Annotated in this window: 8 protein-coding genes and 1 pseudogene; 4 read left to right on the top strand and 5 right to left on the bottom strand. The window is 58.3% G+C overall.

Annotation, left to right across the window (positions count from 1 at the left end; genetic code table 11):
* A pseudogene (locus FHS64_RS13885) lies at nucleotides 1-81 on the top strand (IS5/IS1182 family transposase); the annotation flags it as partial.
* Between the two features lie 57 nt (nucleotides 82-138).
* Here the strand turns inward: FHS64_RS13885 and FHS64_RS13880 are convergent.
* The 3 genes from FHS64_RS13880 to FHS64_RS13870 form a co-directional block, all read right to left on the bottom strand.
* Nucleotides 139-768 (bottom strand): class I SAM-dependent methyltransferase, encoded by a 630-nt coding sequence (locus FHS64_RS13880; RefSeq protein WP_167179354.1) that lies wholly within the window; start codon nucleotides 766-768, stop codon nucleotides 139-141.
* A complete protein-coding gene (locus FHS64_RS13875; RefSeq protein ID WP_167179352.1) occupies nucleotides 765-1301 on the bottom strand; it encodes a hypothetical protein in 537 nt (178 codons plus the stop codon). The genes FHS64_RS13880 and FHS64_RS13875 overlap by 4 nt, the downstream gene beginning before the upstream one ends.
* A 359-nt stretch (nucleotides 1302-1660) precedes the next feature.
* Nucleotides 1661-2803, bottom strand: a complete 1143-nt coding sequence (locus FHS64_RS13870) for a cysteine desulfurase family protein (RefSeq protein WP_167179351.1) — start codon at nucleotides 2801-2803, stop codon at nucleotides 1661-1663.
* Between FHS64_RS13870 and FHS64_RS13865 the strand changes: the two genes are divergently transcribed.
* The 3 genes from FHS64_RS13865 to FHS64_RS13855 are packed head-to-tail and all read left to right on the top strand — an operon-like array spanning nucleotide 2796 to nucleotide 8093.
* Entirely contained in the window at nucleotides 2796-3896 is a 1101-nt protein-coding gene (locus FHS64_RS13865; protein ID WP_167179349.1) for a DUF4007 family protein, read from the top strand. The genes FHS64_RS13870 and FHS64_RS13865 overlap by 8 nt on opposite strands.
* Nucleotides 3893-7273, top strand: coding sequence for an ATP-binding protein (locus FHS64_RS13860; RefSeq protein WP_167179347.1), 3381 nt, complete (start codon nucleotides 3893-3895; stop codon nucleotides 7271-7273). Before FHS64_RS13865 ends, FHS64_RS13860 begins: the two co-directional genes overlap by 4 nt.
* Nucleotides 7266-8093 carry a phosphoadenosine phosphosulfate reductase family protein gene (locus FHS64_RS13855; protein WP_167179345.1) on the top strand — a complete coding sequence of 276 codons (828 nt, stop codon included), beginning with the start codon at nucleotides 7266-7268 and terminating at the stop codon, nucleotides 8091-8093. Before FHS64_RS13860 ends, FHS64_RS13855 begins: the two co-directional genes overlap by 8 nt.
* Before the next feature lie 38 nt (nucleotides 8094-8131).
* On the opposite strand, the gene FHS64_RS13850 is transcribed toward FHS64_RS13855, so the two are convergent.
* Both FHS64_RS13850 and FHS64_RS13845 read right to left on the bottom strand, forming a co-directional pair.
* Complete coding sequence (locus tag FHS64_RS13850) at nucleotides 8132-13549, bottom strand: FtsK/SpoIIIE domain-containing protein (protein WP_167179343.1); 5418 nt, start codon at nucleotides 13547-13549, stop codon at nucleotides 8132-8134.
* Complete coding sequence (locus FHS64_RS13845; RefSeq protein WP_167179341.1) at nucleotides 13546-15087, bottom strand: hypothetical protein; 1542 nt, start codon at nucleotides 15085-15087, stop codon at nucleotides 13546-13548. The genes FHS64_RS13850 and FHS64_RS13845 overlap by 4 nt, the downstream gene beginning before the upstream one ends.
* Nucleotide 15088: the final 1 nt, after the last annotated feature.

Raw genomic sequence — 15088 nt, 5'->3', positions numbered from 1 at the left:
GTCGCTACACGCTATGATCGCTGCCCCAACGTCTTCCTGTCCACCATCGCTCTCGCGGCTACTGTGCTCTTCTGGCTATGAGTCCTGAGCCTAGGCTGTTCCTGTCGTAGTCCCGGCGACTCGCCCGCAACAAGCGGTCTAGGCCCGTAGTGCGAAAACACTGATCCAAGCAGTCGGCGTGCCAAACGCTGCGGACGCTTGCTGGGTCCCTATTTCAACCTCGGTCCAGAGGCCTGAACCCGAGAATAGCGCTTGAAGCCGACGCTCATCCATATCGGTGTATAGCCTCCCGAACTCGTCGCACCGCTCGCCATCTCCAACCTTGAAGTTAGCGAACAGACATCCTCCTGACTTGAGGGTCCTCGCCAGCCTTGCCAAAACATCGGGCAAATCCGGCTCGCGGACGTGAAGCAACGAAGCAAATGCCCAGATTCCGTCGTAGCGTGCTTGAGGGCCGACATAGGTCTCGAAGCGAGCGACCTGCGTCTTACGACCTGTGAGCGTCGAGCTCAGGCGCGCGAGCTCCTGCGATGCATCGAAGGCTTCAACCTCGAATCCATGACCGAGAAAAGCGAGAGTGTCCCTCCCCGAGCCGCTACCGGCATCCAAGATGACCCCTCTCTCAGGCAAACGCCCAACAAAAGCGTTGCACAGATCGACGGGGTCACGTTTGAGGGTATCATCCGAATAAGCGGCCGCCGAACGATCGTACCACGCGATCGTATCTTCAGAGTCCCCCAGCGACAGCTTTAGCGCTCGAACGGTCATTTTCGGCCCAGCTTCGGTAGAAGAACGTATCCTACGATCATGCACACGACGGTTACGATGAGCCCCAATGCGTACCAACACCACGGATAGTTTGTTTGGGGCCAAAAAATGATGATCGCCGCAATGAAGGACAGCAAGGCGCCAACTAGGATCAAAGTACAATACATGGCTATCATAGAATAATCGCCAAGTAGCGGAACGCGGCCACGCGTTGTGTCAGGCCATGCGGTCCCGGCATAGGTTTTGAGCGATGCCTCGTAGGCTCGCATGACATCGCGCACTCGAATAGCGATCAAAACAAGCATGACGTTGCAGAGGCCGGCGAATGTCATAACAAGGCAACGAGCCAGACTCTCCAGCTCATCAGTCAACGACCCGTATGAGGCGACGACGACGGCGATGTACCAAAAGCCGCCTGTCAGCGTGACAGCAAACGGGGGGATGCGGTTCAGCTGCTCATTGAGCATTCGGTATTGCGTGAAATGCTGCTCAAAGACGGCCTTCGCCTTATCGGCATCGAGAGTGTTCGTCATTGGAACCTGCTGAGTCGAGAGCTCTCCGATATCAGAGATTCGCACATCCACTAGGAAACGACCAGACTATGTCTCAGACGAAAAGATCGCACGTGACCCTACCTTCCACTTAATCGATCCTCACAAATGTTGCCCTAGCCTAGATTTCACCTTAGCCAGCCTTTAAAGCGCCTTCGGCCTCGCCAGTCCGGAATGCGAAGCAATCAGGGCTGCATCCAAACGGGTTCCTGCATGAATGGCGACGTTAGGATCGAGTGAACTGAGCAAGCTCTGGTGCATCTAGTTGGGGATGCAAAGTGCCTGTTTCTAGTGGCGCGGACGAGTTCAGCTCTACTGCGGCAATGTTTTTGTGAACGGGGTCAGCGTAACGCTGCCTGGATTGCTTCAAGAGCTTGAGCGACCTGATCCTCATCTGAAAAACGTCCCAAAGAAAACCTTATGCAACTCGCAGCCTCGTCATCAGAAAGCCCCATAGCGGAGAGGACATGTGACGGCCCTATCACTCCGGAAGTGCAGGCAGATCCCAAGGAAGCAGCCACAGCAGGTTGAAGTCGGATAAGCAAGTCAGCAGCGTCAACGCCGGAAAGCGTCATATGCGCATTACCAGGATGTCTCTGCGCATGGGCGGCCGTCAATTTGAACCTGGAACCAAGGCGTTGAATTCCTGCTACGAAATCATCCCTCAATTGAGCGACGTGAGTGCGTTCAACCTCCCCACCTTGCCTCAAGATATCGACCGCTTTTGCGAAGCCTACACAGAGCGGCGTAGGTAGAGTCCCCGGCCGAATTCCCTCCTCCTGTCCACCACCAAATATCAATGGCCGTGGCGTCCACGGGCGCTGCGACGACAAATAAAGCGCACCTACACCTTTAGGCCCATAAAGCTTGTGGCTCGAAAAACTCGCCGCATCGACACCCCAAGTAATAAGATCAACATCACCGGCAAGCGGTGCCTGAGTCGCATCACAGTGGGAGAGAGCCCCAACCTGAGCCGCAAGCTCCGCCACCTGCTGGATAGGCTGCACAACTCCCGTCTCATTGTTGACCGCCATCACTGACACCACAGCAACCGTCTCGTCGAGACTACGCCGCAAGGCCGCAAGTTCTACAATCCCGTCAGCTCCCACTGGAATAATCTCTACAGCAAACCCAATCCGTTCGGCGGCATAAGCAGCTTCAAGGACCGCCTTGTGCTCAATCGCACTGACAACAAGGCGACGGCGCGTGCTCGGTGCCCCAAGCGCTCCTCCGAGCACCGCAATGTTGTTCGCCTCAGTGGCTCCACTCGTGAAGATGATTTCATCGGGCCCCGCCCCCCATGCGTCCGCAATTGTCGTCCGGGAAAGCTCTATGCTGCGCCGGGCTCGCCAACCCAAACTATGGTCATCTGAGCTAGGATTAGCGAAATCCACCGTCATTAAGATCGCCATCTCTTCAGCCACACGAGGATCGACAGGCGTTGCAGCTTGATAATCAAGGTACACAGTTCCATCGATGAGCATGCTTGCTATCCTTCGTCCTGGTGATCTCATCCAGGAAGTTGACATAGCGGAGAATACCAGCTGTCATCAACTGGAAGAACTCTCCAGGATAAAAATGACCCGCAGTCTCCTAGACCACACCGATTACCGTCTTCAATTTGCCGGTCACGAGACCTTTCCACTGCGTTATGGATGGCTAAAGAAAGCATACGACGCTGTTAAAGAAAACACTGGAAAAGATGCTGAAAGCGGTGCCGCTGTTTTTTTAGACGAAACTGCGATCGCGCGCTTTGGTGTTGGAAAAAACATGGTTCTTTCTATGCGCCACTGGGCACTTGCGACTCAAGTACTGCAAACTTATGAGAAAGAAGGCGCGCGGGTGAGTCCCATTACTTGTGGCCCGATCGGAGACCTTCTTTTTGGTGAGTCGGCTGATCCCTATCTCGAGCATCCCGGAACGCTTTGGCTGATCCACTGGCTGCTCGCGTCTAAACCCGACCGTACTAGCGCCTGGCACTGGGTTTTCAATGAATTTCATGAGCCCATCTTTGATCGCAATCTCATGGCGCGCCGACTATCGCGGCGCTGTGAAGACCTGAAGGATGCAGGGCGCTTTAATCGAGATCGCCCTGTGGCCGAGATCACGATCAAGCGTGACGTGGACTGCATTTTGCGTACCTACCATTCCGCTCCCGCCGTCGGTCGTCGTGCGCCGGAGGACAGAATCGAGTCGCCTCTCGCCGAGCTCGGGCTCATTCAAAAGGCCGGCGTCGGGGAGCAATACCGCCTTCGCCGAGGCCCTAAACCGACTCTACCGGACGAGATCTTCCTCTACGCCCTCGTCGATTTTTGGAATGGCCTTTTCGACAGTCGGAGATCCTTCTCCGTCGATTTCCTCACATTCGAGCGCGGCTCTCCAGGGCAGGTCTTCTTGATGGATGAGGAGGCGGTCGCCGAACGATTGGTTCGCCTAGACGAGCTGACTGAGGGGGCGTTGCGCTGGGATGAATCTTCAGGGATGCGCCAACTCTATGCGCCAGGGCTCGCTAGCCTCCACAAGAATGAGATCCTGAAATCCTTCTACGCCCGCGACAAGGAGAATTTGGCAGCATGAGTAAGCGCCTCTCTTCCATAGTCAAAGTCGCTCGTCGCTTCAGCCGTGCAGTCCGCGTCGACGCAGATCTGATCGACCCCCGCGCGCTTGACGGTTACGTCTGCTCCCAATCAGCCATCGAAGCCCTGCTGTTGGTGGGGAGACACCATAAGGCCTCAGGTCATGGTGCCTTCACTTGGACCGGCCCTTATGGCAGCGGAAAGTCCAGCCTCGCCATTGCGCTAGCAGCGCTCGCTGCAGGTCCTGCGGAGAGCCGCAAGCGCCTGCTTGCCGACATCAATGCTGCAGACCGGAACGAACTCATCGAAGCCTTCCGTCCGACTGAGCTGGCTTGGCGGGTTGTCGCAGCGGTTGGTCGTCGCGATGCGCCAGAAGCTGCGATCGCCGAATCTATTGCGGCCACCATTCAGGATCAGCCGAAGCTCGCCCGTGGAGAGAGCGAGACGCTAGCGGCCTGGGCCCTGCGGATCGCTGCGGACAAGTCACATGCTGGCCTCATCCTGCTCGTCGACGAAATGGGCAAGTTGCTTGAACACGCCGCGCGCGCTGATGGAGATGTCCACCTCTTCCAAGATCTTGCCGAAACCGCCTCTCGCTCCGAGGGCCGGCTTCTGGTGGTGGGAATTCTCCACCAGGCCTTCGACGAATACGCCCATCGTCTCGCACGCGAAGCGCGCGACGAATGGATCAAGATCCAGGGCCGTTACCTCGACGTGCCGATCAATCTGGCTGCCGAAGAACAGCTCGACTTGATTGGACGCGCCATCGAGGCTAGTCGCCCCGGACAGGTAAAGAGCGCAGCGACGAGCGCCGTGGCTAAGAGCCTGAGCAGTCAACGCTTCGGCAACGCCTCAATGCTGGAAACGCGCCTCGAGGCCTGCTGGCCGCTACACCCCTTGGTTGCGGCCCTGCTCGGCCCCATTTCGCGACGCCGGTTTGGCCAGAACCAACGCAGCCTCTTCGGCTTCCTAAACTCAGTAGAGCCCTACGGCTTCCAATCCTTCCTTGAGGAAACGGAGATCGAAGGAGCGAGCACCTATCATGTGGGACGTCTGTGGGACTACCTCCACGCCAACCTCGAACCCGCCATCCTCGCCTCTCCCGATGGTCACCGTTGGTCGACCGCTCTTGAAGCTCTCGCCCGCCTCGAGAGTCGTGAAGCCAGCCCCGAGCACTTCGAGCTCCTCAAGGCGATCGCCCTCATCGACCTGTTCAAGGATCGATCCGGCTTGCAAGCTTCGCCGGACCTGCTCAGTGAGGTCGTCGCCGGCTTGAGCGCCAAGCGCTTCAAAGCCGTGCTAGAAGACCTCGCAACCTGGTCGGTCGTTATCTTCCGCAAGCACTCCGGAAGCTATGCCATCTTTGCAGGCAGCGATTTCGACATCGACGCTGCGGTCGATCAAGCGCGTGAAGCCGGCGTCTCGATGGATTTGCGCCAGCTCTCGCGGTATGCGGCGCTGCAGCCAATCCTGGCCAAGCGCCACTATGAAACGACCGGTGCTTTGCGTTGGTTCGAAATCGAGCTCTGCGCCGTCGCCGACGCTGAAGAGCGTATCCGTACCTATCAACCTGCCCCCGGCGCAGCAGGTCTTTTCCTCCTTACTGTCAGTGGCGAAGAAGAAAGCGCCTCTGAAGCCCAGTCATTTTTGAAGCGGGCCAAGGCCCAAGCAGGAGATCGCCTGGTTGTCCCGGGCTGGACGCCCGAGAGCTTCATGATCCGCGAAATGGCCTTTGACTTGGCCGCGCTAGAGCATGTTCGGGCCTACCGAGCTGAGCTGGCGGGGGACGCGGTCGCAAGACGGGAAGTGGATGCCCGCATCACGCGCCTGAGCGCCGAACTTGAAGACCGTATGGCAAGCGCCATTCATAGGGTCAAATGGGAGCGTCCCGACGGCATGAAGGCGGACATATCCCTGCGCCATAGCGGTCCCGCAGGCTTGAGCATCCTGGCGTCGCGCCTAGCAGACTGGCGCTACCCCAAGGCACCTCACCTGCCGAACGAGCTGGTGAACCGCAGCCGCCCCTCGTCGAACGCCGCAGGGGCGGTGCGCACGCTGCTTCGGGCCATGATCGACCGCAAATCGCAAGAGCGGCTCGGAATCTCTGGTTTCCCGCCGGAAGCAGGGCTCTACGTCAGCTTGCTGGAGACCACAGGCCTTCATCGCTACGACAGGTCGACTGAAGCCTGGGGCTTCAGCGCTCCTCCCGCTAACGACCCTCACCACCTTCACGGCCTTTGGCAAGCTGCCGATGATCTCCTTAAGAGCAGCAATGACGGTGCCTCCATGGCCGACGTATTCAAGACCTGGCAAGATCCTGAATACGGGCTACGCAACGGTCTGTGCAACATCCTAGGCACCGCCTATTTGCTGACGCGCGTCGAGACCTGCGCTTTCTATCTCGACGGAGTTTTTCGTCCTTCGCTCGACACTTTCTTGATCGATCGCATGGTCCAGGAGCCTGGCTCGGTCTCCATCCGTGCAGTCCAGTTGTCGGATGTCGACTTCGCCTTCATTTCGACGTTGAGAGATCGCCTTTCTACGGAAGAGGTCCCCGTTCCTCCGACTACATTCGACGTCGCTCGCGCTATTATTGGCCTCATTCGCGGCTTGCCGATGTGGAGTCAGCGTACCGGCAGATTAAACGCCATTACGATAGCCTTCCGAGATCGCGCAAAAGCAGTGGATGATCCGAACCGCTTCTTAACAGTCGACACGCCCAAAGCTTTCGGCTGGAGTAGCGACTTCTCTGGACCTGCACTCTCCCGACAAGTCACCGAAGCTTTGGACGAGCTTCGCAACGCTTATGATCTAATGCTGACCACGATCGGCCAAAACCTCTTGCGAGAGCTCCGCGTGAAGAGCGACGATCTCGGTGTCCTTCGCCGTCGGGCCGAAAGCGTGAAGGGCGTGACAGGCAATTTCCGCCTCGACGCTCTAGCGACTAGGCTATCGACCTACGAGGGAACACTTGAAGAACTCGAAGGCATTTCTAGCCTTGCAGCGAACAAGCCTCCGCGAGACTGGGTTGACCGCGATATCGATGCGGCCTCAGTTGAACTCGCAGCGCTTGCCCAACAATTCCTCAAGGCAGAAATCTTCCAGCGTCTCAAAGGGCGAGAAGGCGGCCGTGTGGCTATTGCGGTCTATATCAGTGACCCCGATCACCCAGAGCCTAAGGCCCACGAGATCACGGTCTCCGCTTCAGAGCGCTCGGAAGCAAGCGTGTTGGCCCAACGACTTCGCGAACTAGTCGAAGCTAAGGGCGCTAGCCCAGAAGTGGCACTGGCGGCCCTTGCCGATCTCGGCTGGACCTTGACCCAAGAGTCGGCTCCCGAGAAGACGAGGAAGATAGCTTTGGAGATCCAGCATGACTGAGCGTCACGTTCTCGGGATATCAGGCGGGCGAGATAGCGCTGCCCTAGCCGTATATATGGCCCAGCACTACCCTGAGCTGGATATCGAGTACTTCTACACTGACACCGGCAAGGAGCTGCCGGAGGTCTATGAATTTCTCGGCCGGCTAGAGGGGTTTCTAGGCAAACCTATCGAGCGCCTCAATCCGGACCGTGACTTCGACTACTGGCTACGGGAGTATAAGAACTTTCTTCCCTCACCCCAGACACGCTGGTGCACACGGCAGCTTAAAATCAAGCCCTTCGAGGAATGGGTCTACCCATCGGTCGCTCAGGGCATTACCGTTCACAGCTATGTCGCAATCCGCGCCGACGAGGATTATCGGGAAGGCTATGTCTCAGGAAAAGAGACACTGAAAACCCATCTGCCGTTCCGCGAAGCCGGTATCGATAAGGCTGGCGTTATCGACATTCTGGAAGCCGCCGGCGTGGGGCTTCCAGAATATTATCGCTGGCGCTCGCGCAGCGGTTGCACCTTCTGCTTCTATCAGCAGAAGATCGAATGGGTTCGCCTCATGGAAGAACATCCCGAAGCCTTCGAAGAAGCCAAGGGCTATGAGAAGAACGCCTTGGAACACGGTTCGCCCTTTACCTGGAGCCAAGGAGAGTCCCTAGACGATCTTTCGCGCCCGGAACGGATCGCTAAAATTCGTGAGGACCACGAACTCCGTGTGGCACGCATTCATGCCAAGCGTCGCATCAACCCGCTGCACGACACTCATATCGAGTTCGACGAGATCTATGGCTCCGCGGCCAAGCTGTGCCTCACCTGTCATAAGTGAATGTAGGGACCGGCTTTCCACGAAACCGGTCCAATTCTTCAGTTATTGTCCAAAATAATAGCGTCGACAGCGCGCTCTATATCGTCGTCGGATAGATAAGGGCCCTGAGCATAGACGAGGTTGGGCTCTCCGCTCAGCCTCGCGGCTAAGTGGCCTAGGCCGAGAAGTTGCTCGGCACCCTTCGCGCCTAGTGCGATCTCGGAAGTTCCGACGCTTGCCACCTTTAGGATGAGGCGGTTGCCTAGGTTGTCGCGGAGCTGCATCGGCATGACGGTAGCGTCCGGACGCTGGGCCGCAAAGATTAGATGGATACCGGCAGCGCGGGCCTTAACACCCAATCGCGAGACGTTTGCGGACACCGCTTCCTTATAGTCGTCTGAAAGCATCCATTCCGCGAACTCGTCGTGAATCAGAAATATCATCGGCAGACGTTCGCCCGATGAGACGCTGGTGTTGTACGTCTTAAGATCGCGCGCCTTCGCCGCCCGAAACAAGGTGTACCGGCGCTCCATCTCGGCGACCGTCTCCTCCATGACTTCCATCGCGCGGGTCTGATCCACGACCACACCGTCTTGCACGTGAGGCAGACGTTCCAGCGCCCCGTAATCGACGCCCATCTTGGGATCGATAAGATGGATGCGAGCTAGGCGGCTAGAGTTGGTCGCCGCGATGTCCAGAACCATGGCCTGAATCAAGACCGACTTGCCACTGCCGGTCGCGCCCGCGACGAGGGTATGGGGCTCGTGCTGGGTACCACCGGCAAATGGTCCGCCCAGGTTCAGGTAGAGGATTTCGCCATCCAACTCACGCAGCCCTAAGACAAACGACGTGTTCAGACCGGCGGCATTACGATTGAAGTCTCGTCTCGCCCAGACGTCCCACAGCGAGACGGTTTGGCGCTGAGGGCGAGCGACCCCGACGACGATTTCCCCCGGCGACCCGGACACGGATATCAGCCGGAGAGCATGCGTCGTCAGAAGCGCGGATTGCTTGCTCTCGATATCCTCAACCCGAAGTCGGTCGGTGCCTTGAAAACGGATCAAAGCGGCGTTCGGCGTCAAGCGTGTTCCGAGAATTTTGGCCTGCAGCTGATAGCCCAAAAGAGCTGTGCGTAGCTTTTGGGCAGTCGCTTCCAGCCAAGATTGATCCTCAATCGACGGTGCCCCCCCCGGTGCCGCTCGGTTCTCGACAAGAGCCTGAAACGCGCCAATCTGAGATGGCGGGTCGAATGCAGCGGGCGCGGAGTATGCTGTCTGGACATCGGCATCCGCAGTTGGCGCATCCCCCGTCGCAAAATCTGAGAGTGCCTCGGCTTCCGTTTGGGACACACCATTCGAATGCACAGGAGTCGACGGGCTAGCTTGAGGTGTATCTTCGACGTCCACTATTGACGTCAACATGGGTGTCTCGGTCGTCCCGCCGGTGGGCGATGTCGGCATAGAGCTTGTCGGCGGCGTCGGAGTCGGTGGCGGCGAAATCGATGCATCATGAGGAGCTTGTGGTGACGACGTAATATCTTGGGCTCCAGTCCAGCGCACGCGCGGTGCAGGATCTCGGTAACCTTCATGACTCCATAGCATCAGTTCTCCTAAGCTTTCGCGGATTGGCGCCAAAAGGTCCCCTACCTCATAGGCAAGAAGAAGCCGCCGGACGCTGTCGCGATGATAAACCTCCTGAAGCCCAAGGTGGACGTCACTAATCAGATCCTGCTCTCCTACGGTCGGCGTCGCAGAACTCGAAGTCGATAGGAATACATGGGAGTAGCCGCGCAGATCGATAGACGCCTCGCCTTTGCGCAAGGCGTCGCGAACACGCTCCAGCTTAGCCGTGCTGCCGACCGCCGTCGTGCCATCAAGAAGCAGATCCGCGATTCTAGAAAGCCACAGATCGCGGTCAAGGCGACCAGGATCTCCGAAGAGCGCTTCGTCCATGCGCTTGACTGTATGTTGCAACTGTTGGCGACTCTTGCGAATAGCCTCCGCCGCGCCCTCTTCCGAGGTGTACTTGGCCTCGCTGACAAGAGCACGAAGTTGCAGACCGCCGTCGGCGTCCTCCTCCACGCTCAGCGCTAGGAGGTCCGCCAATCCTTCTTCCTTCTGGCCGAGCCACTGGGCGTAGTCATCCAGCAGGAACCAGGCAACGGTAGAACCCGTCGTGATCTCCTCAGCGATCAGGGCCCGGCTCAGAACCAACCCGATGAGCTCGCCAGCGGAAACGCCCCTCTTGGCCGCTCGTAGGACGATGTCGCCGCTAATCGCGTTCGCATCGACAATCAGCTTCTGCGCAAGCGTATCCAGGCGTGCCGGATCCAACCCAAGGCTCAACTCGCTGAGCCTGCGCCGAACCAGAACATGCAGTACGCGAAGCTCCGACGTAGACGAAACGACCATGTTGCGGCCGTGGGTTCTTTGACGTCGATACCGGATGACGTTGACGCCGAACGCGGCGAGCTGACGCTTATCCAACAGGTCATCATAAGTCGCCACCCATTCCGCTAGGGTGTGCGCCTCGTCAAACGCCGCCTTCAAGGCTTGAGTCTGAAACGAAATTTGCCTGGCCGGCAGCAAATGTTGCCCGGGTTCAGGGGCCTGTTTGCGAACGATCGCGGAAACAGCGTCAACGTAGGCCCACCCCGCCTTGGGCTGACGTGGACAGGTCAAAAATGCCGTCGCTTTCAACTCGTCTTCAGCCGTAACACGTCGATAGGACCATCGCGGAGGCACATGCTCCAAAAGGCCTGGTTCAGCGCTTTCGATTGAAACCGGAATCCAGGTTTCCTGAGCTTGGCGCGACACCAAATCGTGCAGGAAAGCGATATCGACGGAACGTTTAACGTCAGCCGCCGGTGACGTCGCGCCTTCCAGCGAAACGCCAATACGCAACTTGGACATGAAGGTGCGAGAGGTTTCCGACACCACGACGGCATCTGCGTCAGCGTTGGATTGCTCCAAGAGGTCGGAGTAGACGCGCTCCAACCGCTTCCGATCGCGGTGCCGGACCAGCACGTTGCAGTGGATTTCGCCCTCGTCCTGCACCGACGACAAGGCGTTCACCGCCGCCAACGGAAGCCCCGCAGCGTCGCAGTTATAGAGCATGATCGAGAGGTTAGATCGCTCGTGAGGTTGAAGATCTAGGTAGCGATCAACAAGCTGCCGGATCTGCCTGGCCGCATCGGCGGGATCGACATCGGTCGCCGCTTCGGTTGGGCCGCGGACAGGACGCTCCATCAGACTGTAGTCGTTGACGGTACTCGTTTCGACGAGAAGTACAGCCTCGGCTCCGGAGTAGCCGACCGCCACTTCCGGATAGAAAGGATGTGACAACTCATCTCGGATATCAGCGAAGAAGAGCCGACTGTCGCCAAAATTGACCTGCTCGGCTAGAAGTAGATGGCGTATCAGACCGGCGAAAGCTCGCAGCTTGACTGCGGTTCCGGCGAGCCGCATCGGGTGCCATGGCGTGACGAGCGCCGACGGGCTCCCGCCAGTGACCGCAACGCAGCCGACCGCAAGAACAGGCTCCAAAAGAGCCTGTCGATTGAGATCGCCCTTCGCTTGGCGCGTCAGCCGATCGAGCAATTCGCTGTAAGCATCGGCCTGAGCGAGGATAGTTTCGTCAGCTGCCCCGCGGCCATTCCACGCTTCGAGAGCTGCCCGATATCCAGTCGTCCAGGCCGTCCACGCCTCTCCGATCTCAATGCCTGCGGGAGCCGCAAGCCGCCCCTCTTCGACCGCAACCTTGAGCGCTCTCGGAAAGGACTTGAATAGATCCTCGCCGAGCGTGGCCCGGGGAACGAGAGATCCAGAATCCTGAGCAAAGGCGGGCTGCATGGTGCTCACATCGGTCAGCGAAACATGCTGAAGTGCGCCCTTTCGGCTTACGGACTGGCGCGCAACGGTTGCTCGAACGAAGGGCCTCTGGCGTAAGCGCTCCAGATCGTCAGGAAGCTCGAGCCCAATAGCAGACGGTGTCGCCGTCCAAATCAGTTGGACCGTCGCAGGAGCAGAAATGCCTCCACTTAGGGTCAGGTCGAATTTCAGCTGCCGATTGGCCCGCGCACTGGAGTCGTTGCGCCGATATTTCTTGTCTCTTCGCGCCTTTTCCAGCACCTCACGATACTCAAGAAGATAAGGCGCATCCCAACTGATCTGATCGCCCAGGATAGCGGGCAGGCCTCGATAGCGCGCGGCGAAGGCAAGACCCACGTCGGCATTGAGATCCAGTAGAGACTTTCGTGTTCGGCGCGCGCATCTGATCGTCAAACGTCGCGGCCCAATAAGGTCCGGTGCCTGAGCGAAGAGGCGCTCGATCGTGGAGATCAAACCATCAACGAAGTCGGTGCACTCTAGCGGCCGCCCGAAGATAAACCGTTCCCACTTGGCACGAAGCGTGCGGTCGATATCTTCCCTATGAGCTTCGAAGAACTCCCGGTCATCGTCCCGCACATCGCGTAGCGAACGAGATCCAAGCTGATCGAGATAGCCACGCTCCGTATCGTTAAGCGCGTTCGGTTTCTCATAGTCGAAGAAGCGAATCGTCTCCTGAGCTAAACTCGACTTCTTTGTCTTCAGGCCTGAGAAAAGCAGGGAGACGTTTTCGCTTTCCCACTCGAAGATCGAAAGATCCTGCGCAGCCTCGTTCCACCCGGTCGGGGCGGCGATAAAGGCGAGCATCGCGGCTTGAACTTCGACGCTCAGGTCGGACTTCACTGCATCGAACTGAGCTCTCAGTTCCTCTGCCTCAATGAGTTGACGGTTGGACCGCTGCTTGGCCATCAAGGGCTTGCGGTCGCTGATCAGCTTGTCGAATAGGCGGCGCCACCGCGCCGCTTGGTCCTGATCCTTGGGTTTCAACCCCAAGAAGGCGCCGGTGTCCCGCGGCAGCTGAATAGCAGGCAAGGCCCAACCCAATGCTTGGGGGATCGTATGCCCATGCTCCACGAGGCCAGCGCGCGTTGTCGCGACGAATCGCGCGACATGGCTCAGAGGCCAATCTTCCGACTGCATTAAACCTTTGAGGGCTGCGTTCCAGGCGGCGATCTGATCTTCGGGTAGTCCCAGACCGCGAGACGCCGGCTCGACCCAGAAATCCGGCGACTCTGTCAACTGCTTCGCCCCGATCAACGTGAGATGGAGCAGGGATTCACCTTGGTCGTCATCGCCGTTTGCCAAGAGCAACGCCGGACGGTCATGATTGACGTTGCGCATCCGCGTTGTGCGTTCTTCTGTGATGACCTCCTCCGGCAGGTCGAAGCCCTCGACGAGCGAGCGAGGCACCAGGACGCGGATTTGGCTTCCGATGGGATCCGCCAACACCGCCTCGACAACAGCGGCCACCTGTTCGCCCGTCAACCTATCGAGAAGGAACCGAGCAATGCCATCTTCTAATACATGGCCGGCCAGGCGATGCTTCAATAGTGCGACGCCCGCCGCGCCAATCAATTCGAGCGCATTCATGCCTGGTCTCGCGTGAAGGGGTTTTCGACATAGGCGCAAGAATCCGACAGGCGACGGACGAGCCCAAGACTGGCGAGACGCTCCTCGAGTCGCCTTGCGTTGTTCGAGAAATCTTCTTGATCGGCGTTGCCCGCGTCGATGATATCGCGCGCTTGATGATCTCCGATGATGAAACCGTATCGCTCATAGAGCAGCTTTAAGAACAGTTTGAACTCCATGCGATCGTCGACACAGCAGACGACTAGACTCTTGAGCAGCCGGTCAGTGGGGGCATATCGGACCCTGCGGCTTGAACGCCGCGATGCCAGACCGATAGCCCGTGCCCACGCGCCATGGATCTTACCGACGTGTTGATTGTGGCGGACATGCGCCTTTGCGATAAGCTGCTCGATTAGACTGTCCGGCGATTGTTGACGAACCTCACTGTCGTCAGGATCTGGCCAGTCGAACTGGCGTAGCATAACTTCCGCACAGGCGAGCCCAGGTTCGTCAGATTTCGCAGCAGCCACCCATTCGGCCGTCTCTGCGATCGCACGAATGTAGCGGTCAATCGCTTGTTTCGGCAAGCTGGCGTTATTCTGGAACGAGTCTGCAGACAGGTCGCGCACAACGGACTTCCGTGGAGATACGATCTCGCAGATGAACGTCGGCCTCCCTCCCCCTGTGACCTCGCGAGCCCGCTCCAGCTGGTAAAGTAGCAGGTTCAATCCTGTCAGCGTGACAAGATGCGGCAAGGCGTCGGAGATCGGCATAGGGCGGCTGAGGACAGCCAGCCAGTCGCTCGCGAGCCGATCGAAAGCCGTGTGTTGAGAGCAGGGAAGATAGGCGCCGGAGCGATCCCCCTTGGTGTGCTGGACCTCCGACTGCAGAGCCGCCAGGACACGATCATAGGGCGAATCGGCGTTGAGAAACTGAGCGATGAGATCCTCTTGCAGACGGTCGCGATGAGTGCTTCGTGCGAGCATCAGGTACAAAAGTTCGCCTGTCCGAGCGAAGAAGCGACGATCGTTCGTAACCCCACCGCTTGTGCTCACCGATACGTCTTCGAAGAGGGCCGATGGACCGAACGGGAACAGAAACTTGCTGCTCCATCGCTTGTTCGTGTCGCCCTCAACGGACGATTTTTGGAGGAAGCGTATGACCGACGCGAAATCATCGAAACTATCGAAGCGTTTGCGAAGGTAGCCGAAGTCTGCAGTCTCTAGCCCGCCGGCGCTCGCTGACATATCCTTCAGCCAAGCTTCCCACGCGGCATTGTCGCCAAGGCTATGTTCGGTTAGCCGCGCTAAGTGGGGATTGTTAAAAACAAGATTGCGCAGCCGCATCTGGGTCTGCGGCCGGTAGGATAGGGTATTGAGACCTTCCTCATGTAGGGCGCGACCTGCTGCATGCTCCGCTTGAAGGACGCATAGGAATTCCAGTACCGTGAGCCACGGGGTTTGTTCGTCGTGAAGGCGGTGCCCCCAGATCGCTTCATCAACCCAGATCGCAGGGCCGTTGCGATCCTCGTGGCCGACCGGCCTAGGCAGAATTTCCATG

This window comes from Brevundimonas terrae (genome assembly GCF_011761985.1).
Classification (GTDB): domain Bacteria; phylum Pseudomonadota; class Alphaproteobacteria; order Caulobacterales; family Caulobacteraceae; genus Brevundimonas; species Brevundimonas terrae.
Note: the sequence above shows the minus strand (reverse complement) of the source record. Positions and strands in the feature narration are given on the sequence as shown.

Coding starts and splice junctions, on each gene's coding strand:
- FHS64_RS13870 (WP_167179351.1), bottom strand. CDS start 2,803: ATGCTCATCGATGGAACTGTGTACCTTGATTATCAAGCTGCAACGCCT.
- FHS64_RS13850 (WP_167179343.1), bottom strand. CDS start 13,549: ATGAATGCGCTCGAATTGATTGGCGCGGCGGGCGTCGCACTATTGAAG.
- FHS64_RS13865 (WP_167179349.1), top strand. CDS start 2,796: ATGAGCATGCTTGCTATCCTTCGTCCTGGTGATCTCATCCAGGAAGTT.
- FHS64_RS13855 (WP_167179345.1), top strand. CDS start 7,266: ATGACTGAGCGTCACGTTCTCGGGATATCAGGCGGGCGAGATAGCGCT.
- FHS64_RS13875 (WP_167179352.1), bottom strand. CDS start 1,301: ATGACGAACACTCTCGATGCCGATAAGGCGAAGGCCGTCTTTGAGCAG.
- FHS64_RS13845 (WP_167179341.1), bottom strand. CDS start 15,087: ATGGAAATTCTGCCTAGGCCGGTCGGCCACGAGGATCGCAACGGCCCT.
- FHS64_RS13880 (WP_167179354.1), bottom strand. CDS start 768: ATGACCGTTCGAGCGCTAAAGCTGTCGCTGGGGGACTCTGAAGATACG.
- FHS64_RS13860 (WP_167179347.1), top strand. CDS start 3,893: ATGAGTAAGCGCCTCTCTTCCATAGTCAAAGTCGCTCGTCGCTTCAGC.